Source organism: Vibrio sp. TRT 17S01 (assembly GCF_050113695.1).
In the GTDB taxonomy this organism is placed as follows: Bacteria; Pseudomonadota; Gammaproteobacteria; order Enterobacterales; family Vibrionaceae; genus Vibrio.
This window is the reverse complement of sequence record NZ_JBNJOG010000012.1, coordinates 39,039-59,783: the sequence shown is the minus strand read 5'-3', so window position 1 is coordinate 59,783 and position 20,745 is coordinate 39,039. Positions and strand designations below refer to the sequence as shown.

General features: G+C 44.2%; 16 protein-coding genes. All 16 read right to left on the bottom strand.

What is annotated here, in order from left to right:
- Positions 1-13: 13 nt before the first annotated feature.
- Positions 14-1,150 carry an ABC transporter permease gene (locus ACQEXS_RS17025; RefSeq protein WP_427014628.1) on the bottom strand — a complete coding sequence of 379 codons (1,137 nt, stop codon included), beginning with the start codon at positions 1,148-1,150 and terminating at the stop codon, positions 14-16.
- Entirely contained in the window at positions 1,137-2,300 is a 1,164-nt protein-coding gene (locus ACQEXS_RS17020; protein WP_427014627.1) for an ABC transporter permease, read from the bottom strand. The genes ACQEXS_RS17025 and ACQEXS_RS17020 overlap by 14 nt, the downstream gene beginning before the upstream one ends.
- 1 nt (position 2,301) lies before the next feature.
- Positions 2,302-3,276, bottom strand: a complete 975-nt coding sequence (locus ACQEXS_RS17015; RefSeq protein WP_427014626.1) for an HlyD family secretion protein — start codon at positions 3,274-3,276, stop codon at positions 2,302-2,304.
- 9 nt (positions 3,277-3,285) lie between these two features.
- Complete coding sequence (locus tag ACQEXS_RS17010; RefSeq protein WP_427014625.1) at positions 3,286-4,695, bottom strand: TolC family protein; 1,410 nt, start codon at positions 4,693-4,695, stop codon at positions 3,286-3,288.
- 157 nt (positions 4,696-4,852) lie between these two features.
- Positions 4,853-6,385 (bottom strand): tripartite tricarboxylate transporter permease, encoded by a 1,533-nt coding sequence (locus ACQEXS_RS17005; RefSeq protein ID WP_427014624.1) that lies wholly within the window; start codon positions 6,383-6,385, stop codon positions 4,853-4,855.
- A 16-nt stretch (positions 6,386-6,401) separates the two neighbouring features.
- A complete protein-coding gene (locus tag ACQEXS_RS17000) occupies positions 6,402-6,905 on the bottom strand; it encodes a tripartite tricarboxylate transporter TctB family protein (protein WP_427014623.1) in 504 nt (167 codons plus the stop codon).
- A gap of 312 nt (positions 6,906-7,217) precedes the next feature.
- Positions 7,218-8,189, bottom strand: coding sequence for a tripartite tricarboxylate transporter substrate binding protein (locus tag ACQEXS_RS16995; RefSeq protein WP_367986527.1), 972 nt, complete (start codon positions 8,187-8,189; stop codon positions 7,218-7,220).
- A gap of 239 nt (positions 8,190-8,428) precedes the next feature.
- Positions 8,429-9,088, bottom strand: coding sequence for a protein kinase domain-containing protein (locus tag ACQEXS_RS16990; RefSeq protein WP_427014622.1), 660 nt, complete (start codon positions 9,086-9,088; stop codon positions 8,429-8,431).
- A 6-nt stretch (positions 9,089-9,094) separates the two neighbouring features.
- Complete coding sequence (tssM, locus tag ACQEXS_RS16985; RefSeq protein ID WP_427014621.1) at positions 9,095-12,484, bottom strand: type VI secretion system membrane subunit TssM; 3,390 nt, start codon at positions 12,482-12,484, stop codon at positions 9,095-9,097.
- Positions 12,485-12,486: 2 nt separating this feature from the next.
- Positions 12,487-13,680 carry a type IVB secretion system protein IcmH/DotU gene (gene icmH / locus ACQEXS_RS16980; protein ID WP_427014620.1) on the bottom strand — a complete coding sequence of 398 codons (1,194 nt, stop codon included), beginning with the start codon at positions 13,678-13,680 and terminating at the stop codon, positions 12,487-12,489.
- A gap of 3 nt (positions 13,681-13,683) precedes the next feature.
- Positions 13,684-15,015: a type VI secretion system baseplate subunit TssK gene (gene tssK / locus ACQEXS_RS16975; protein ID WP_427014619.1), complete on the bottom strand. Its 1,332-nt coding sequence runs from the start codon at positions 15,013-15,015 to the stop codon at positions 13,684-13,686.
- 26 nt (positions 15,016-15,041) lie between these two features.
- Positions 15,042-15,524, bottom strand: a complete 483-nt coding sequence (tssJ, locus tag ACQEXS_RS16970) for a type VI secretion system lipoprotein TssJ (RefSeq protein WP_427014618.1) — start codon at positions 15,522-15,524, stop codon at positions 15,042-15,044.
- Positions 15,524-16,471: an FHA domain-containing protein gene (locus tag ACQEXS_RS16965; protein WP_427014617.1), complete on the bottom strand. Its 948-nt coding sequence runs from the start codon at positions 16,469-16,471 to the stop codon at positions 15,524-15,526. Before ACQEXS_RS16965 ends, tssJ begins: the two co-directional genes overlap by 1 nt.
- A gap of 3 nt (positions 16,472-16,474) precedes the next feature.
- Positions 16,475-17,203, bottom strand: a complete 729-nt coding sequence (locus ACQEXS_RS16960) for an ABC transporter substrate-binding protein (protein WP_427014616.1) — start codon at positions 17,201-17,203, stop codon at positions 16,475-16,477.
- Positions 17,200-18,192, bottom strand: coding sequence for an ABC transporter substrate binding protein (locus tag ACQEXS_RS16955; RefSeq protein ID WP_427014615.1), 993 nt, complete (start codon positions 18,190-18,192; stop codon positions 17,200-17,202). Before ACQEXS_RS16955 ends, ACQEXS_RS16960 begins: the two co-directional genes overlap by 4 nt.
- The gene (locus ACQEXS_RS16950; protein WP_427014614.1) at positions 18,189-20,738 is read right to left on the bottom strand and encodes an MFS transporter; all 2,550 of its coding nucleotides are present in this window, start codon (positions 20,736-20,738) and stop codon (positions 18,189-18,191) included. The genes ACQEXS_RS16955 and ACQEXS_RS16950 overlap by 4 nt, the downstream gene beginning before the upstream one ends.
- Positions 20,739-20,745 lie beyond the last annotated feature (7 nt).

Below are 20,745 nucleotides of genomic sequence, written 5' to 3'. Positions count from 1 at the left end.
CCTTTTTCATAAGTTAGTGATGATGGACGAGCTGTTTTTTTAAGCCTAGATAGGCAAGCACACCCCAAAACAAGACTTGAACCCATAGCAAGTACCAGTTTTCGGCGATTTGCTGCCAACTTGCACCCATTTGGTTTAATCCTAAAAAACTTTGGATTGCTGGTGTACTTGGAAACAGTTTAGACAAAAACACGATAGCTGTCGGGATAGCTTCTACTGGCCAGATAAAGCCGGCACTGAAGACCAAAGGCATTGAGCTGATCAGCACAACTAACGTGACAAGCTCTCTTCTTGGTGTGATGGCGCCGAGCCAGATACCAATAAAGCTAGATGTTAGTAAGAATGGCAGAAGGAGTGTTAGTAACTCGCTGGGTTTACCTAGAGTGCGAATGCCATGAAATGAAAAGCTTGAGCCGAAATAATACATACTCAATAGATAATAAATACCCACCAAGACGAAAACACGTACGCCAAAAAGTGCGGTGGGAGAAACTCGATTCCAATACCCGTTGCCGTGCTTTTGAGTCCCTACGATAAGGCCAGCCGCCATGGCTAATGTTTGCTGCAAAATTAATACAAAGACCGCGGGTACAACGTAATCGACATACCCCATTTCTGGGTTAAAGGTTGGCTTCATATTGAGTTTCACTGGTGTGTATTGTTCTGATGCCAAAGATAACGGCTCGCCATTGATCATCAAACGAGAAACAGTCGCTTTTGCCGCCAGAGTGCCACCTGCGTGCGCAAGTCCTTCAACAATTGTCCCGTACACTAAAAAATAAGAAGCATCACCGGCGTAAGAAAGTGTCGGACTTTTTCCTAGCAGCAAATCTTTGTAAAAGTGTTCCGGAATCACCAAAACCCCACTGATTTCACCGTTTAAAAATGCCGCTTTCGCTTGTGCGAGGGAATGATCGCGACGAACCACTTTCACTTGTTGGGTTGCATCGACCATGCGCTCAAGTTGGTAGCTTTGTTGGCTATTATCGAGGTTGACCACGCTAACGCGTTGCTCTGTCGGTGTTTGCTGGCTGTATGGCAGCGGGTAGAGAAAGGAATAAAAGACCACACCACCGAATACGGTGAGTACCACAACTGGGTTAGTGAGTAGGGTTTTTAGTTCTGCTTTAAGCAGTTCAAACAGAGACATGAGAACTCTCCGATTGCGATGCTACCGTGAGGTGTTTTTTCATCAATAAAACAACCAAACATGCTGGGATAAGGTAACCAACCATGGGAAGTAGGTGTGTGAAAGCGTTGAACGTAGTCGCACCATAGCTTACTTGGCTCACTTGTACTTCAATATAATGACTAATAGGCAGTAGGCTGCGCCAAAACTGCGCTAACGCATTCATATCGCCGACAGGGAAGGTGATGCCCATAAAGGCAAAGCTTGGCGCGGTGAATGCACCTGCAAAGCTCATCGCGCGAGCAGGATCAAGTGTTAAAAAGAAGAAGAAACTTCCCATTACGATACACGCGAGCATGGTGATGAATTGTGCAAACACAAGCATCAACATGTTCCCGTGCCATGGCCATTCAAAACCAATATAAAACCAACAGAGAAAGCCAAACCCTTGCAACATAAACACGGGCATGTAAGGCAACAAGGTGTTGAGTAGTGTTCTGATAGGTTGTTCAGAAAGCCAAGGTAACAACCCTTTAACTCTTTGATTAGCTGCGAGAATAAGAATAGTGCTCACGACTATCACGATTTGCCATAACGCAGGCACGATGGCAGAAACCAAAAACTGTGCATAGTTTGAGTTTTTGTTGAAAAGAGGCGTGATTTGACTACGAATGGGAAGTGCTTGGCCCATCGCCGATTGAATGGTACCACTTCCTTTTGCTAAATGATGAATGGTGGACAGTTTGGCATTAAAAGTCGTTTGTGCACCAACAAATGCAGAGTTGATCAGCTTACCGACTAAGATCATCTGGCTGTTATAGAAAACAGAGATCTGCGGAGAAAGCCCTTTGATCACGGTTTTATCAAAATCTGTCGGAATGACGGCATAAGCATAAATGTCGCCTTTCACTAAAGCTTGTTTCGCTTCATAAGCACTTTGATATTGATGGGTTACTGCAATCGTGGGGCTTGCGTCGAAATGTCGTGTCAGACTCACAGATATGGGACTGTGGGAGAGATCGACAACTGCTACCGGTAAATCACGCGCGATACCTTGGGAAAAGATGGCCCAAATAGACAGTGCAAGTGCAAGAGGTAGCCAAGTGAGACACGACAGTAACCATCTATCGTGTCTTAATATCTGCCATTGAGAGTAGGGTGCACGTGTCATATTACAACGCAACCACTAAGCTCATGCCCATACGTAGATCGTTACGTGGCGTAGTTGGACGTGCTTCGACTTCGAAGGTACGCAAGTCAAACCCTTGAGAGGCGTCGGTGGAACGCCAAGTCGCAAAATCTCCCATTACGGCAATATGTGACACTTCAAATTCAACGCTTTGATCGAGCGCTGGTAAGTAAGCGGTGAATTTGTGACCTTTCTGAAATTGTTTAAGCTGATCTTCACGCACATTCAATACTGCCCATGAATCTTTGGTGTCGACAACCGTGACGACTGGGAAGCCTTGTGGTGCCAGCTCGCCACTTTGAAGCAAAACTTGAGACACTTCACCGTTAAACCAACTTTCAATTTTGGTATCTGCGGCATAGGCTTCAACTTCTGCCACCGCACCAGCGGCCATTCGTGCTTTTTCTGCGGCAGCAACTTTGGTTTCAGTGCGAGCGCCTTCTTTCGCCATTTGATACATTTGGAAAGCGGCGCTTTCAGTATATTTAGCTGCGTCCCATTGGGTTTTAGCCTCATCACGTTTTTGCTCAGCGACAACACCATCTTGATAGAGGTTGTTCACGCGCAGGTAGGTTTTTTCCATCAGCTCAGCCGCTGCTTTAGCTTTTTGCCATTGGTCTTTGGCCGCTTGAATTTGTTGCTCACGAGCGCCTTTTTCTGCTTCTTCTGCGAGTGCTCCTGCTGCTTTTTGACCAGCAATGGCTTGTTCAAGCTTGGCATCAATCTCAGGGCTGTGAAGTGTGAAAATGAGTTGGCCTTTTTCAACTTCATCACCTTTACGCACTAAAACTTGATCAATTCGCCCCGGAACTTTAGATGAAATACTGTATTGCTGAGATTCGATTTGACCTTGTAAGCGTAGCGGCTCGGGTTGAGAAGCTTGATAGAAGCTGTATCCAATCCATGAGCTCAAAGCGATGGCACCAGCGACAAGCACAACGGGTTTAGTATTTTTCATCATGGATCCTTATTTAGTTGCCGCACTAGTGGCGGTTTGCTGGTATTGAGTGAATGTGTTCATTTCATTGGACAGGGCGAGCAGCTTGGTTAGTGAGAGCAGGTAGTTAAACTTCGCTGCGGATTGCTGTGTTTGAATGCTTGCTAGGTAAAGCTGTGCATCGACAACGTCTGTTGAGGTAGATAGCCCTTGTGAAAAGGCTTTGTCGCGCAATTTTAAGTTCTCGTTGGCCAGTGCGAGGCTTGAGTCTAAACCTTGCACTTCTTCTTGTGCCTGTTGGGCTTCAAGATAGGTTTTTTGTACTAAAACGCTGAGGTCTTGTTTCGCCTGCGCCTTAAGATATTTCACTTGAGAGACGGCACTATGAGCAGCTTTAATTTGGTCACTGCGACCTGAAGATTCAATCAAAGGGACATTGACGCCAATGCCGACGAGCCAGTCAGGCTTCATTTTGGAGGCCAAAGAGTCTTCTTCATAAAGGCTGTAATCACCATATAAATAGACTTCAGGGTAGTATTTACCTTGTTCCGCTTTGATAAGGCTGGAGGCCTGTTTTTCTTTAGCATCCAACAAATCCAACCCAGGGTAGGTAGTGAGTGTTTGGTCGACGAAGGCATCCAGTGGTGGGAGAGTGTCATTAATAAACAATGAATCACGCGGCTCAACAACAGCTTGTTGATTGAGTACTTGTGTTAGCGCTGCTTGAGCGATATCGAGGTTTTTCTGGGCTTTTTTACGTTCGACGACCGCTTTATCTAGTGCCGCTTCAGCCTGAAGGCGCTCAACACGAGCTATTTGTCCTTGTTGCTCTAACTTAATGGCATTGTCGCGATGTTTGGTTAAACCTGACTCAACGAGTGTTCGTGTTTCCAGTACGTCTTTAGCGAGCAATACGCTGAAATAGTATTTACTCAAATCTTCGAAACGTGCCTGAGTTTCCATCGCAAGCTGGCTCTTGGCCTCATCCACTTTGCCTTCAGCTGCGGATTGCGCTGCGCTGATACGCCCACCAGTAAAAATTGGCCATATGGCACGAATTGATGAAGTGAAAATATCACGCTCAGTGATGGTGGAGGTGACCGAACCAGCTTGAGCTAACACAGGGCCAAGTATCGGCGCTAGATTTGGCGGCACATGCAGGCTTTGACCTGTGCTCTCAAACAAGTCTTTACCAGATAGTGTAATATCTGAATCTAATCGAGTGTAGTTGGCACCAATGGAAACCGAGGGTAGATTGAGGTTAGACGTAGACGATTCAATATGCTGATAGCGCTCAACATTGGCACGTTGAGCAGCTAGTGAGTTATTGTCTTTTTGTAGTAGCTGCCAAGCTTGATCAAAGCTGATGGTGGCACTTAGAGAAAGTGGCGCGTATAAACTCAGGCAGCTAAGTAATACAGATAATGGTCGTAACGTCATAGCCGGGCTCGATGTAAAAAATGACTTTAGAGTATATGCTCTAATTGTTTTGGGTGCAATTATCGAACAGCCTTATAAGCGACGGGATTTTTAAACAAAAAAAGGAGCTCAAATGAGCTCCTAAATTTAGGTTGAAGACCTAATCATGCGGTAGTAATTATCGAGGTTGTTCCATTTTTGCAGGCGCCGGGCGCAGTTTCTGGACAATTTTTACCAATACTGGACTACATAGAACTAAGACAGCAAGAACAGTAAAGATCAGTGTAATTGGGCGTTCCCATAGGAAGCTGAGCTCGCCATCACTGATCATCAGTGCTCGGCGTAAGTTCTCTTCCATCAAGCCACCTAAAATAAAGCCAAGTAGCAATGGAGCCAGTGGGAAGTTGGCTAGCCTCAAGGCAATGGCGCCCATCGCAATCAACAACATGATAAATACATCCATGGTATTGAAGGAGACTAGATATACCCCAGTGATGGAAAAGAACAGGATCATCGGCAGCAGCACAGTTCTAGGTACCGCCAGTAACTTGGAGATATATGGGATCAGCGGCAGGTTTAAAATAACCAGCACAATGTTGCCAAAGTACATGGAAATAATCACTGACCAGAACACGTCTGGGTGTTCAACGAACAAGCGTGGCCCAGGCTGAATGCCGTATGCGATCAATGCGCCGAGCATAATGGCAGTGGTGCCCGAACCCGGAATACCTAATGTAAGCAGAGGGACAAACGAACCACTTGATGCTGCATTGTTGGCTGATTCCGGTGCTACAAGGCCACGAATACTGCCTTTACCAAACTCTTCTTTTTTCTCTTTCGGAGCAAGGTTGCGTTCCATACCGTAGCTAAGGAAAGCCGCAATGGTTGCACCTGCACCCGGAAGGACGCCAGTAAAGAAACCTAAGATTGAAGAGCGGATCGAGACCGGCGCAACATCTTTTATTTCTTCCTTGGTGACCTTCATCGAACCGATATTGCTCATTCGGTTTTGTTCTTCGTCACGGGTATCTTTTTCGGGTTTCAAGATCCCCATTAAGGTCTCACCGAGTGCAAAAGTCGCCATGGCCAATAGTAGGAAACTAAAACCATCCATCAAATCGGTTAGGCCGAAGGTGAAACGTTCCACACCGACGCCTTTATCAATTCCTACTGTAGACAACATTAAGCCCAATACCGTCATCATCCATGCTTTGATGACTTGGCCTTTACCAGCAAAAGCAGCAACGGCAGACAAGCCAAGTAGCATCAGTGCAAAGTAATCAGATGATTGAAAGCTCAGCGATACAGTTGCCAGCGCGGGCGCTGCCACGAGCAGCATAATGGCGGACAAAGTGCCCCCAGTAAATGATGAATACGCTGCCAGTGCTAATGCTTTACCTGCCTGTCCTTTTTGCGCCATTGGATAGCCATCAAATGCGGTTACTACGGTGGATGAGCAGCCCGGCGCGTTGATCAAAATCGAAGAAGTTGAACCACCAAATACTGCACCATAATAAACACCAGCCATCAAAATAAGGCCAGAAGAAGGGTCTAGGCCATAGGTGATAGGGATCATTAGCGCTATGGCGGAAATTGGTCCAAGCCCCGGCAACATGCCGATAAAGGTGCCGACGAAACAACCGACGATCACCATCATCAGGTTCATTGGCATCACTGCGGTCGATAGACCCTGTAAGATTCCATCTAACATAATCCAAGTCCTTAAATTACGATGCCCAAAGGGTAAAGATCAGCCCCGGTTCCAGATAAATATCCAGTCCCTGAGTCAGAAGAAGGTAGAAGGCGATCACGAATGGAAATGACGCCCCAAAAAGAATGCTTTTACGGCGCTCTCCGAGTAAGTAGAAACCGGCAAGAAGAAAGAAACCTGTCGCTAATACAAACCCAAGGTAAGTCAGCCCAACACCATAGAGCGCCATCAGAGCAAGAAAACCACCAAGCAGTTTCCAGTTAAAGCCGACCACTGCGCCACTTTGTTTGTCTGGTTGACCAGTGACCAATAAAAGTAGTGAGAGCCCAATACCTACGTAAGTAAGCAGGGTAGGAAGCGTTCTGGCCGTAAAAGGTTCGTACTCATCTCCGGGGAAAAGAGGAATTTGTGACGTTTGGTAGCCGTAACATAGGCATAGAAGCAAGAATATCATTGCACCGACACGATCGCGGCACAGTAGGTACTCTTTACTCATCAATTTCGTTGGCAGATCCGACATATCCAACTCCATATGAAGTTCTGAACCATGCTGCTTGAGTTGTTGGTATTAGCGACAAACGCATGACCTTATTCGCGGTGCAGATGGTTGGGTAAAGAAAAACCGTACTTAAGAAGTTAATGAAAATGTTTTCAGGGTGGCCATTAACCAAAGGGTAAGCGGATTGCTGCTAGTCAATTTACTTACCTGTTTATTTCGCAATAAACAAAGGAGTTTTGAATGTAATCTTAAGTACGGCAAAAACAAGGTTAACCACTAACCGGAGTGACCGGTCAATGTGAGGGCTGGTGCAAGTTAGCCCTCACTGGTGGGTTATTTCAAGAAACCAAGTTCACGCATTAGGTCGCCCATCTGCTTCTCTTGATCTTCCAGAAATGCGTAGAAATCTTTGTCTGCTTTGTAGTTGTCAATCCAGCCATTGCGGTCACGTACCACTTGCCATTGGTCTGTCTTGTACATTTTCTTCAGAGCCGTATTCCACTCATCAATTTTTTCTTGGCTTGCCCCAGGAGCGGCGAAGAATCCACGCCAGTTAGCGAATATAGTCTCATTACCATACTCAGCAAGTGTTGGGATATCTGGAGCAGCGGCTAAACGCTCAGGTGCAGTGACGGCAAGAATTTTAACTTGGCCAGATTTTGACATCTCCAATACTTCACCAAGTCCGGTAGACAGAAGTTGCGTTTCACCAGAGAGCAATGCTGCCATTGCTTTACCGCCTGCATCGTATGCTATGTAGCGTACTTTCTTGGCATCAAAACCTTCGCCTTTAAAGGCGGCTGCAACCACAAGGTGATCCATGCTGCCACGCGCTGAGCCACCTGCAATTTTCACTTTGCGAGGGTTGCTTTCAAAATCCTTCACGACGTCTTTCCACGTGTTGTATTTTGAATCAGGGATGGTCACGATTGCACCATAATCTGCAATGGTCGCGGCTACAGGGGTCAAATCACGGAAAGACTGAGGGAATACACCTGTGAGTGAACGAACGACGATGGGAGTTGAGTTCACCATCAGTGTGTCTTCTTGGCGTTTTGCGGTTTCAATAAGGTGTGCGATGGCTTTACCGCCGCCGCCGCCAGAAAGGTTTTGGAATGAGACATTCTCAACGATGTCTTCTTTGACCAATACATCACCCGTACCACGAGCGGTCATGTCCCAGCCACCGCCAGCGCCACCAGGAATTAGAAAGTGGATTTTGTCGAGATCAGCTGCAAAAGCGTTGAAAGAAAATGAAGCAGCGATGATCGAAGCGGCCAGTGTTGGTTTGAGTACCTTAAACATGTTTCACGTTCCTTATGTAGGCGTACATCTCTTAGTGAAATGCACTTATCGTTATATGTTTGGTCTGCTCGGAAGGGAAGATTCAACCTTGCAGATGTGTTTAAGGTTAAAAAGGTGTTAAATCTTTGTCTTTAAAGCGTATATAAAAAGAATATTGAGCATAAAAAAGGTTTTGTTCATAAAGTTCACGGTTGGTGAGAAAACAGGATGACGGTTGATTTCTCAAATGGTTATCCAGCTCATTTAGAGCCTGTGTCTTTTAGAAGCAACATTTGATAACAGGAAGGAAGCAATGAAGGAGTGGTTAACGTTGCGAGTGTGCGCGCCAGTGCGATAAAGTCATCTATGGGTTTGGCCAATCCGGTTCCGGTGAGTTGAGCTTGTGACGAGTATTTTGGGCTGGCAGTTAAACCTTGATGAGATTGGTATGCTGCGCCGATAGGAACCAAACTACCAAAATCGATGAGCGTCACTTGTTGTTGGTCATTTACGAGCAAGTTTTCAGGTTTAATGTCTCCGTGGATATACCCTATGTTGTGTATGCTCGTCAGTATGGTGGCAACCTGCTTCTCCAGTTGGTAAATATTGGAAATATTTTTCTGGGTCGGCCGCTCGCCACAAAAAGGCAATGCTACCCAATCGATGCCTTGTGAAGAGTGGTAATCCAACAATTCTGGCCAAGATTCAGCACGGTGTTGAGTGAGAAATTGTGCTTCTTGCAGGAGCTGCTGCTTTTTGGCTTGCGAGAAAGCGATTTTGATTACCACACAACCGTAGTTTTGGTGGCTGGCTTTGACGCTATGTTTTGTAATGAACTCATGAAGCTGATAACCGGATCGCCGAAGTAAATGGACGATCCGGTCTCGTTGAGAAGTGTTGGTCGTTATCGTCAATGTCATCTCAAATCAAATACTGCTTGGTAACGTAAAGCCAGCAAAGAATCCCGGTACAAATGGGTTGCTTTGCCCTTGAGTTCGAATCGCAAGGCGAACCTTGCTTCCTTCGTGGCTGAACTCAATATGAGTATCTTGTGATGTTGCATTTTTCACTCTTGGTTCGACCAACCTGAACCAATTCCAATGCCCGTTGTATTGCTGATTATCTAATGATTGCTGTTGGGCTTTCAGTTCAAAGGTGAGGCTGTCTGTCAGCTCATTTTCTCCTGTCCAAGATTGGTTACTCCATAGCATAGGCCCGTGCTGATAGCTGAATATCGGTTTTTCGGCAAAGATAGAAAATTCAGTGATGTCTGCACTCATCTCCAAGGCTTTGATCTGAAACTGAACGGTTACTTTACTCGGGTCACTTAAAAATAGTGCACTGCGTATGTCGCTTGCTTTCTCGATCATCTGCCAGACACTAGGGTCCAGTGCTAAGCCTGAGTTGGGTAATAAGCCCGGTAGGTAAGGGCTATGATCGTCAGCTTTAATAAAACTCTTTAGTTTGCTGTTGTAGTAGCTGTCCAATGTACCGCTGGATTTAAAAAAGGTTTTTACATCAGCAATACTGGCTTCCGATGTCGCACCGCGACTGAAGGGATAAAATGCTGCAATGGTTTGTTGATAGGGTTGATAGACCTCTTTTTGCCAAGTTGTGTTGAGATATTGATGGGCAAGGCTTAATAGCATCTCATTGCTTTGTACTGTGATGTTTTTCAGAATTTGTGCCAATAAGATATGTCGATTGTCATTGAGTGAGGATAAGGTTGAGATCGGATTACTGGCTTTCAGTGACGCTGAAAGGGTTTGATAAGCCAGTTTTTGTGGGTCATTACTGCTGTAATAGTCACTGAGCCAGCTTTGAGTTTTAGTGAGCAAGCCTAGGATGGTGTCAATGGGCTTTTGACCTTGCTCGTCTGTGGCAACAAGTTTGTGGAATTCTTGAAAACTCAGCTTAATTTGTCTTGCTGATTCGACTTTGTCGTTATCAATATCTGCTTGTGACTGTGCGCTTTCATTTTGGTCCTGACTTGGTGTCATGAGCTGGACTGCTGTGTATTTACTGATGATGTTGTACAGATTTGATACCGGGTTATCGCTTGCTGCAGTGAGAACGTCTAAGGTGTTATTTAAAGCCGCAGAGTCGTTGATCTCTACAACACTGATATTCGCAATGAAATCACGCCAATAGTTAATGTAGTCATTTTGATACATCTGTTTCAGATCTCGACTGATGCGATACATCTCGAGTGCGCTTGGCGCTGTTCCTGCGACTCCTTCATAGGCAGAAAGGGCTTCTTTTAATACTGGTGAGTCGACAGACAGATCCAACTCATTGAACCCGGAAGGGGTGTATAGGTAGGGAACCATATACCCCACGTACTGGGGTGAAAAATGGAAGATTTGTGAAAACTGGTTGCCAAGTTCATGGCGAACATCAATGCGTGAAGCGTACTTGGCTGAGTTCAAAATGTGATCATACAAGAGTGTCTCAACACCCGTTTGATTGATTACTTTCTTTGCGAGCTGCTCTAACTCGACATTTGCCTTAACGGGGACCAGATCTTTTGTAAACACATCATCTAAAAGGACCTGCAATTGGGCAAGGTTGACGCTGTCTGCTTCTCCTTGTTCTTGTAAGTTGTTGATAAAATAGCTTTTTAGCTCTTCAATATTCGTCCTCTCCTTATTGAAGAGTAAGCGATAACTGTTAAGTAGAGAGAGCGTTTTTGCCTGATCTTCTAAGTTTACGTAGACAAATAAATCTTTCTCCAGCGTATTTTCCATAGATGGGATCAACACTTGCTCTAACTCATTGAAATATGCCTGTTCTACCTCTTGTTTAATGCTAGAGCTGGGGAAGAAAGGCAAGGAATACCATGGCTCTGGTTGGAGGTACAACGCGTATATCTTGTGCAGAGAATAGAGATTGGGAATGTTGTCAGCCATATTTTCAATATCATATGGTGCTGCGGCAATGGCTTCTTTATATCTTTCCAGCATGTTATCCGCACGAGCTTCACGCAGGTTTTGGTAGTCAAAATCGAATTTGATGACAGCCAAAACAAAACCAAGGATCGCTAACCACGTGAACGTGTAGGCGGTTTGAGCAAAAAATAGGAAGTTCTGTTTGCGCTTATTCACACCAACTAATGTGTGTTCATTTAACACCACATGACTCATGAGGTGTTGTGCAAACAGTGTTTGTTGGACTGGTATTTGTGGGTGATGTTTGTAGTGTTCATGCCCCAAAGCAAGATTGACGGCACTTGCGAGCAAATCGGTGGTTTCACCTTCTTGCCCGGTGTGAGTAAAGTAAAAACCTCTAAATTGAAGGCCATCACTAAGCTGTTCTCCTCGATACAATCGTTGTAAGAACAACCATAAGCTTTGTTTCAATAGGCCAAATTGATAAGGTGCGCTGGAAATGGCCGTTCGATAATCTTGGTTTAATTGCCCTGAGAGTGCAGTGCTCATGTTCGCAATGAGTTGCGATATAAGATGGTCATATTCATCATTAAACCAGTTAGCATCGATACCGCCATGTTTTTGGTGTGGCGATGTGGCTCCAAAGACTTCATTTCGTTTTGCTTCGTCAAATGCAGAGAAAAACTGACAAAAATCGGCGATATTACCCATATTTGTGATGATGTTATAAATCGGCAAATTTAACCCAAACACATGATTGAAGGTTTTTATTTGCGATTTTTGCTGATCAGCGTGTTGGGTAATCGCTTCGCTGCTTTTTAGTAGGCTATCTACCTTGGTTGAAAGCAACAAGCCATTAATGGCTTGTCGAGGGCGCCATTTAATCAGACAACGGCACAATGTTTGGATATATTCAGGGTGTTGATCCTCTCCCTGACTGATAGAAATGAGAATCGAGTGCTCACTGAGCCAGAATAGAATCGGGAACTCAATATCATTCCCAAAATCGTCAACCTTATAGGCTTCATAACCCATCTGAGTCATGATACTTCGATCTTTATTAGGCTCTTCACTCAGCAGTAAGTAAATAGGCTGATCATACCGACTGGTCAGGCGTTTTTTACGTTTTTGTGCGTTTAGCATACGTTTAAAATGCAGCGCAAGTAGCTTCTTGCGTTTCTGGATCAGCAAATGTTCTTGTGTTGCCTTTGGCTTACTTCTCTTCCGCCAAAGTAGCCAGAAACAAAGTCCACAACTGAGCATACCGACAAATAGCGCTGCAATTAAGCTTTGGATCCAATATGTGGGAGAAAACAAAAACCAAGCGCTGATAAAAACAATTCCTGAGAGAAGGATGAAAACAAGCAGGCTAATCACTACTAGCTTGCTTTTCGACGGTTTTTGAGTGTTTGGTGCTTCCATAGCCATAGTTAATTCGATTCTTCCTTGCTGTCTACTGAACCAGAGGTCTGAACAATAATGGGTTTAATGCTCGCTTTCTCGCTGAACCAGTCTTTTATCTCACGAGCCTGTTGTATGGACTCTGTTCTAATGATGACTCTGAAATAAGCACGATACTGATCAACTTGTGTGTGATAACTCGATGGGGGGAGTTGATTGACATACGCACGTGCATTTTTTTCGGTTGAAAAAGTCGCAAGTTGAACCAACCAGTCTGTTTGGGAAGGTGCAACCGTAACAGTTGGTGATGCGATGGCTTCCAACTTACTCCCACGTTGAGGTGCGCTTTGTAAATCCTTATCGCTACTAATAAAAACGATGTCACTTACTTCACCAGAGAGCACATATCGCTGGCTGTAATCGGTTAAAAAACTAAAATCACGTGCGCGCTGGTCATGCGTTTTGTTGTACCAAAATTGGGTTAGTGCAATGGTGGTTGTGATAAGGCAGACAAAAAATAGGGTAGTGATCCAGTAACGCTTTTTGCGTGAGGGTTTACGTACTTTGGGTAAGGTGACTTTAGTGTGGCAGAAAATTCCACCGATTTGCCGATACTGGCTAATGATTTGTTCCAGCTGGTGGATAAATAACTTTCTTTGTTCACTACCAGCTTCTTGATACTGACCACGAAATCCCACATTAAGAAAAATGTAAATGATTTCGAGTAGGTCGATCAGTTTATGGGGTTGACGTAGTGCTTTGTCGGCGACAGTAAAAAACAATTCACCACCGTTACGCATGCCAAAAAGCTCACTTAAGAGCGTTTTGTTTTCCCAACCTCGCTTTTCTCCCCAGTCTGTATAGATGATGAATTCATCTAATACTACGGCATATAGAAAACACAGCTTGTCGATAACCGCGACGGGATAGGTTAATTCGGCACCTTTTGCTTTGATCTCGTTAATGCTTTTAACAAGCTGATGTCTTAGTGTCGATAGGTCTTCTGGTTCTGGGAGTGTCTGGATTTTTAATGTGATCGATAGTAATTCACTACTAATATTAATGAGCTGATTCTCAGCCTTATCAAAATGGCGAAGAAATTCGATTTGCTGATTACCGACCAGTACGCGCTTATCTTTAGGTTGATCTGGTGTGCTATTAGGGGCAACGAAGCTTTGTTCGCCGCCATCCCAAACCAATGTGTCTTCGTCTAAATAGTCCATTGGCTACCTCAGCGCGTACAAAACGACGTCCAATTCTGCTATGCGGGCGTCGATATGCAGTGCAATTGCATCTCTGTTTTCAAGCATTTCCGTCCACATGCGATCGGAGGTGTCGATTTCAAAATATGCCATTCCCTGCATTGGTTTTAGCTCGCTAGGCGCTAACGGTAATGGTGTCAATTGGATTCCAGATAGGGCGTTGCGCACGATATCAACGATGCGGTTGTTGTTACTAAGCTTGGCTGATATCGGAAACAACTCGTTGAGCTCAGAACTGCTGACGTTAGATTTAACACTCAGCACAAAGCGACGATTAGCTACACTACTTGGGTCTTTGATCATAGTGCGCAATAGGCGGCGTTTTTCGAATAATGAACTGTCCCAGTGGAATTCGATAACAGAGTCTTGCTGAACTAATGTCAGTAAATTTCTAAGGCTAGAAAACAGCGGATTAAAATTCTGATACAGCTTGTGGTATTGCAATGGTTGGCACACATCAGGAATAGCGGGTGTTAACGCCATCACTTGTGCTTCAAACTGTTTCAGCTTTTCATAGAGTTGGTGTGTTTGCAGCTTGTCATTGCTGATGGTTAGGTCAAACCAAGGCAACCAAGTATTTAGAGTTTGAAGCCAGAGATAATCTTGCATCATGGACTGGGCGCTTTTTTGCCCTTGTCCTGCCTGAATTCGTTTGAGTAGATTGGATGCACGATTGCTGGTTAGGGCATGGATCTCTTTCACTCGCTCAGTGAGGAACTGTGATGCGCCATAATGTAAGCAAGCCGGAATGAAAGCTCGGTCAAGAATGACGTCTCCCGATTCGGTACTTTCAAGAATCTTTGCGACAGGAATGAGCGTAAAGCCTGACATATCTTCGCCTTCCAACTTAATACTGATATTTAAGTGGGCTACATCAATTTCAACGCTGGCATTATCTGTGGTGGCAGTATCGAACACATCGATAGACTGAGTGATATAGCGAGACTGAGCAGATTCAGTATTGCTGTAATCGTTGTTTCCTTGAAGTGAAATTGGCAGGGCTAGATACGCGTTTGACTCGATGGTTCCTTGCGGGATATCAATGGCAATTTCTCGTTTTAAGTCAAAGTACGTGCCATCTGGAAATACTCCTGAACACGTTGTTACTGATAATTTTCCGATTTTCAGTAAATCGTGATTAATGGTGAGTTCGGTGATGCCATAGAATGGAGCAAAGCCCGCCAGTGTTTCTACGTTCTGACGAATGTAATTTTGAACGTATCGGTCTTGTTGTTGAAAATGTTGTGGGGCAATGAACATACCTTCTTGCCATACTACTTTCTTAAATGCGTCCACGTGATTTCCCTATCTACTAACGGTGATTAAAAGATCTGCCACCAACTGGAATCAGGTGTGATGATTTCTAATGTTGCGTTCAAACCTGAAACGGACAGTTGTAAATACTGGTCATCGTTGCCTGGAAGTGTTGAGACCGACTTCGGCTCACTTTGCTGATAGTTGGCAAACTCGACCAATACGGCGAGATATTGAGTGTTCTTGTTGATGTCTAATGTCACATCAGTGGTTGTTTTCGGTAATGCAACGGGCAGTACTTGTTTAGAGACAAGGTTAGCCGCAAGTAGCTGAACATCGTTATTGTACAAATCGATAAAAGGCAGCTGGTTAAACATTTGTTGGTCAGTGAGCTGATAAACTCGAATGACAACTGGATTCGCATCGTTATAACCCGTTGGATTTATCGCATCATCCGTGCTGATTTTTAAACGGTATTGCGATACGACGGGAGTCGAGTCAGACGAGCAACCCGAGATCATGATGGTGAGAAACAGTAATAATCGAACCATTACTTTTCCTCTCGTGTTTTTTGCATGTTTTCCATAAATAGTGCTTTAAACTGCCTTCTGAAATCTCCGCTGTCTTGACGGCGCTTGAAGTGTTTTCGGTAGATCCGCCAATAACGTTTCTCCTTACTAGAGAATAAGCCGCCAGACATATACTCGTTAAATTGGTGTTCTAGTTGCGAGGGTTCAAGTTCTGCAAGAAATTGATCAATCGTTTGTTCAAGTGCTTGAAAAAGAACTTCATGTTGCAACATGGGGTTACGAAGGTATTGTTGGTTTTTTTCCGTGATGGTAATGAGTTTATCGATGGATGCTTCGATTTGTGTGTCTTTACCTTCAGACACTGGCAGGTATTCGTGATGCTTTGGATCGCGAAAATCTTCCCTTGGCACTGGATCGCCACTTAACTCGATGTTTGGGTCAATTTTTTCTGCGTCTATGTCTTCAAATGGATCGCTAGAAAATGGGTCATCACTCAGTACATTTTTATGTGAAAAGGGACTTTCTTCCACGATATCGGGAGACAGGGAGGCCATTTCAAGAAAGTCTGCATCTTCATCTTCTAAATTTAGAGAGAATGGTTGGCTCATAGATGGTTCTTCATGTTGTGGTTCTTCTTCTGTGCTTGTTGAATTGGCAAAAGTAGATACCAACATTGAATAATTTTCGATCTTGATGATATCCCCATCACTAAGGGGATAATCCTTGTTTGAAGTTAATGGCTTATCGTTAAGCTGAAGAGGGTTTTTTCCCATGTTTTTAATGGTATACCCTTTACCATTACGTGTAATCTGACCATGCACACGGGAGATCCGCTTGTGTTGATCGGGTAAAACGATATCACATGAAGGTGCCCGACCAAGCTCACCTCCTTGCTCTGGTAAATAAATCACGCGTGAGGTTACGACCTCTTCAGCGGGTACAGAAATCAAATGAATACTGATTGCCACCGGCTATCCCTCGCACTTAGTTACAGCTGAATTGAAGGCTTCTAGAAAGCCAGAGTAGTTTTTTAGGAAACGATTAGAGAAATAAACACCCATTTGCTTAACTTCAACCAGTTCACTTCGAAAGTAATCTTTGGGCATAGCAGCGGTCTCAAGCTCAGTCTTGAACACCAACTCATCCTCCAAGGCAACATCAATTTCCCTTTGTTTTAAAAGCCTTAGTAACACTCTAGCATCTCTTGGTTGTTTCACTACGTTGTAACCATTACGTTTAAGCCAAAACCATTTACTCGACCCAAACTTGGCAGAAAACTTAAGATTTACCTTTGACAATTCGTCGATTTGGGCTTGTACGCCGGGGCCAAAATACCAGTTTAATTTTTGCTCAGCGATTGGCGCTGAAAGGGTGGCGTATTCATCACGTTCTTGTGTTTGGCTTGCAACGAAAAAACCATGTTGTGTGCCGCTGTGAACATGAAGTTGAGCGTCTGACCAACCTGTCATGGTGATTTGATAAGGCTGGCCCATGTTACCTAGGGCACATTTGACAACATTTAGAGCGAGTCCTTGCATCTCACCATCTTGATAAGTTTGGTAAGGGGCCCAGTTTTGTGTAGTTAAAAGTAGGCGTGAAGGCCCAGTCGCTTGTTGAGCGCTTACCGATTGGTTCGCACCAAGCAGGGCAATGAGAAGATATTGATGATGTTTAGACAACCAATTACAAGACAACATCATGGTGTATTACCTATTAGTTCGGATATTTTAAGAATCGATACGGGAGGATAGTAGTCCAGCTGTTTTGCCGCATCGATGTTGACGATATATGAGTACTGACTTAGAGATTCGACGGGAACTTCAGAAGGTTGTGACTCCCCACTCAAGATCTGTTCGGCTTTATGCGCTGAGAACTGTCCCGCGTTGTAATAACGGCTAACGACACCAAAAAGCGCTTGATGCTTTCGTAGCGGTGTCTCGGTAGCAGAGAACGTAAGCAACTGGTTTTGATGCAGTTGACGAACGATAGTTTCTCCATTCGAGATGATGTAGGAGTCTGGTGGCAAGTAAGCCATTTGTATTTGATCCGCTTTCATCGCAGTGATGACTTGAGGTAGTGCAGCTAAATCTGGCTGATCTTCAACGATAGGAAGCGGGTATAGCGAAACGGTATAATTGTGTTGTTGAGCTAACTGTTGTAGCTTGTTGGCGGTTAATACGGCGTTGTTCTCTAATGGATTGTAAAGTACACCAATACGATGGATACCTTTCAGTTGTTCAATAACATTCAGTTGAACAGATATCGGCACAATATGGCTTACGCCAGTAAATGGACGAGGTTTACCTTCTTCTAACAGTTGTGAGCCAACTGGGTCGGTGACGATATTGAATACGACAGGTGTTTGTTTTTTTAAACGGAACTTGCTGGGTTTATCTACGGTACCAAGCAATGCGAGTGTGGTTGTTGTACCAAATGTATACACCAAGTCCGGTTTGAGCTCATTAATGTGGCTGAGATGCTTAAGCAAAGCTTGCTTATCTTTCTGGGCATCTAATTGTGTGTACGTGACTGCTCGCTGTTTCGACAAATAATCCATGAATCCGCGTTCTGCATCAGTGACACCACGCCAAAGCAACATCACAACATGTTTACTGTCTTCATTGGCTGATATTGGCAAAGAAAATAGTGTGCTGAATGAAATGAGCGCGAACAGAAAATGTCTTATCATTTTATCGCCTCCAGTTGTTCACGATCCCTACGAGTGAAGAGTAAATAGAAGGCGATTAGGGTTAATGAACTGACAAGTAGTGCAATCCCAAACATCATGATGGTTTTTTCGTACTGGAAGAGACTTAAAGCCAGTCCGGCCAACATTGGGCCAGCGATATTTCCCAGTCTTTCAGTTAGGCGGAAAATACCGATGATCTTTCCTTTATCGATGTCTTGATTTGCAAGTAAATCGACCAATAAAGGTACCTGAGGCGATATACATATCCCATGTGCAATACCAATCATGATAACGATAGCGAGTAAGCCAACCGTTCCGGGGAGGAGAATAATATTGAGCAGAGCGATGGCAGAGATCACCCCACCAAGAACAATAAAACTGATTTTGCGATCCCACTTGTCGATCAAAATGGCACTGAGTGGGGAGATAACGATGATAGCGAGTCCGTATCCCATCATAACGCGCCCAGACACGGCACTGCTTTCACCGAGGTACTGAAGGTAAACAGGGCAGATGTAATAGAGAAAGCCCGTCAACACTACCTTGGCAGGTATTGCACTAAAAAGGGTGATGAGTGCAAAGTACTTATTGCTGAACAGCAATTTAAAGTCTCTCAGTTGTACTGGCCTACTTTGTTGGTTGGTTTGGCCTTTTTCAAAGAAACTTGCGACAAGAAGGACACTGATAAACCCGAGAATTGAGGCTAAAGCAAATGTGGTTGCGTAACCTAACTTGTCCGCCAGTATCCCTCCTATTGCCGCGCCACACAGAGAACCTGAGAAAAAAGCAGACAAGAATGTTGCCATTCCCTTCGTTCGATTGTGGTCGCTGGTGGTATCGGAAACATACCCTTGAGCAGAAATAAAGACGATACCGTAACCAATGGCAGTAACTGCCCGTGTCACTAACAATAACTCAAGATTGGATGACAGAGAAGTTGCGAGTAAACCTAAGCTGGTAATGATGCCGCCTGTGATCAGTGAACGGCGGCGTCCTACTTTGTCTGACCAATAGCCAGCGAAGGGCAGTGAAATAGCCCAACATAACATGAAGAGCGAAATAGGGAGGCTCGTGATCAAGCTTTCTGGTAACCAAGTTTGATTGGTAGGTAGGCTTGCTACGTAGTTGGGGAAAAAGGCGAGGGATGCGGCTTCTGCAAAAACCAAGATAAACATTGGCAGACGAATAAAATGGTAGTCCTGACTGTCTAATACATGTTTTTTCTGAGTTGGGTGAAAGCTTACGATCAATAGACGCAGACTGGCAATGAGCCTTCCTATTTCATCAGTACTTCTGATATTACTGACGTGGCTAACCATGTCTCTGTTCGCATTAACCAGCATCTGTTTGATGTGATGCCAAGGCATGCGGATCATATAGTTACAGAAGAATAGAATAATTTCGGCAACAACGAGGCAAGAGGCAACCAGCACAGTTAGCATATCCATAGCACTGTCTTTCATTAACTGGATGATTAGGTTGTCATCGGTGGCGACATTGAGCTCTATTTGGGTATCAGACGTGCTTTTGAGCGTATTGTTTACTCCCTGATTTACAGGTGAGATATGCTCTGGAAAGTGATAAAGCGTTTGGTGGTTCTGTTGCAAGGTTATGGCAATCAGTTCCGGGTGATGTTCAATATATTGAGCAAATTCTTGCTCAAGACCATTGAGTTTATTTAATTGAATGCCGTGTCCTAGCAGTCTCTCAACCATGGTGGTGAGCGTATGGCCTATCAAACTCGATTTTTGTTCTAGTTGTTGTTGATAAACAGATGAGAACAACTGCATTGATTGGTATGAACTACTAATGTTGGCAAATATCGTTAATGTAATGGCTAAGCAAATAACCAACAGAGGAAAGGATTTGGTTTTTGCCGATTGCCAGCGCTTGCCTTTGTTCGCGTGTAGAATGAGCTTTTGTGTTGCAAGCAACTTATCTTCTTTCGCTATGTTGTGGTTATCTAAAATATGCTGACCATGAACAATCACCGATGAAAATGAGTTCAATAAATACCGAAGAGTGACATAACCAATAAACCCTGTGGCAAAGATCCAAAAAACAGCATAACTCAGCTGGTGTTGAAACAAGGTATCGGTAAGTATCGAGAGCTGTGAAGTGGCATAATGAAGCTTTAATTCTCCAACCACGATGTTAAAGGTGTTGACGATAGGTTTTGATAAAACACGCTCTGCTTCATGTGTTTGCTCTCCAATCGCAAAGAGAGCATTGCCATTAATATCAATGACTTCAATAGCTTTAATGCCTGAGACAAGAGTCGAGCGGCGTTCAATCAAGGATTGAATATTGGTGATGGAAGCGAGGGGGAGGCCAAAACTTAACGCTTGTGATATATCGCTATAAGTTTCCTGTAGGACAACTTGGTAAATCGAGTCACTTGTTGTTGTGAGCCGTTTTTCAAAGTTCAGAAAACTTAAGACCGTATTTAACGTAACAGAAAATAGCAATACGGACACAATAGCAAGCGTCAACTTGCCTCTGAGAGACAAATTAATTCCACGTTTTGATTGCAGCTTAGCTTCCATTATGCCC

What these genes read in the sequence shown, in the direction of transcription:
- ACQEXS_RS17025 (WP_427014628.1), bottom strand. Translation starts at nt 1,150, where the DNA reads ATGTCTCTGTTTGAACTGCTTAAAGCAGAACTAAAAACCCTACTCACT.
- ACQEXS_RS17020 (WP_427014627.1), bottom strand. Translation starts at nt 2,300, where the DNA reads ATGACACGTGCACCCTACTCTCAATGGCAGATATTAAGACACGATAGA.
- ACQEXS_RS17015 (WP_427014626.1), bottom strand. Translation starts at nt 3,276, where the DNA reads ATGAAAAATACTAAACCCGTTGTGCTTGTCGCTGGTGCCATCGCTTTG.
- ACQEXS_RS17010 (WP_427014625.1), bottom strand. Translation starts at nt 4,695, where the DNA reads ATGACGTTACGACCATTATCTGTATTACTTAGCTGCCTGAGTTTATAC.
- ACQEXS_RS17005 (WP_427014624.1), bottom strand. Translation starts at nt 6,385, where the DNA reads ATGTTAGATGGAATCTTACAGGGTCTATCGACCGCAGTGATGCCAATG.
- ACQEXS_RS17000 (WP_427014623.1), bottom strand. Translation starts at nt 6,905, where the DNA reads ATGTCGGATCTGCCAACGAAATTGATGAGTAAAGAGTACCTACTGTGC.
- ACQEXS_RS16995 (WP_367986527.1), bottom strand. Translation starts at nt 8,189, where the DNA reads ATGTTTAAGGTACTCAAACCAACACTGGCCGCTTCGATCATCGCTGCT.
- ACQEXS_RS16990 (WP_427014622.1), bottom strand. Translation starts at nt 9,088, where the DNA reads ATGACATTGACGATAACGACCAACACTTCTCAACGAGACCGGATCGTC.
- tssM (WP_427014621.1), bottom strand. Translation starts at nt 12,484, where the DNA reads ATGGCTATGGAAGCACCAAACACTCAAAAACCGTCGAAAAGCAAGCTA.
- icmH (WP_427014620.1), bottom strand. Translation starts at nt 13,680, where the DNA reads ATGGACTATTTAGACGAAGACACATTGGTTTGGGATGGCGGCGAACAA.
- tssJ (WP_427014618.1), bottom strand. Translation starts at nt 15,524, where the DNA reads ATGGTTCGATTATTACTGTTTCTCACCATCATGATCTCGGGTTGCTCG.
- ACQEXS_RS16960 (WP_427014616.1), bottom strand. Translation starts at nt 17,203, where the DNA reads ATGATGTTGTCTTGTAATTGGTTGTCTAAACATCATCAATATCTTCTC.
- ACQEXS_RS16955 (WP_427014615.1), bottom strand. Translation starts at nt 18,192, where the DNA reads ATGATAAGACATTTTCTGTTCGCGCTCATTTCATTCAGCACACTATTT.
- ACQEXS_RS16950 (WP_427014614.1), bottom strand. Translation starts at nt 20,738, where the DNA reads ATGGAAGCTAAGCTGCAATCAAAACGTGGAATTAATTTGTCTCTCAGA.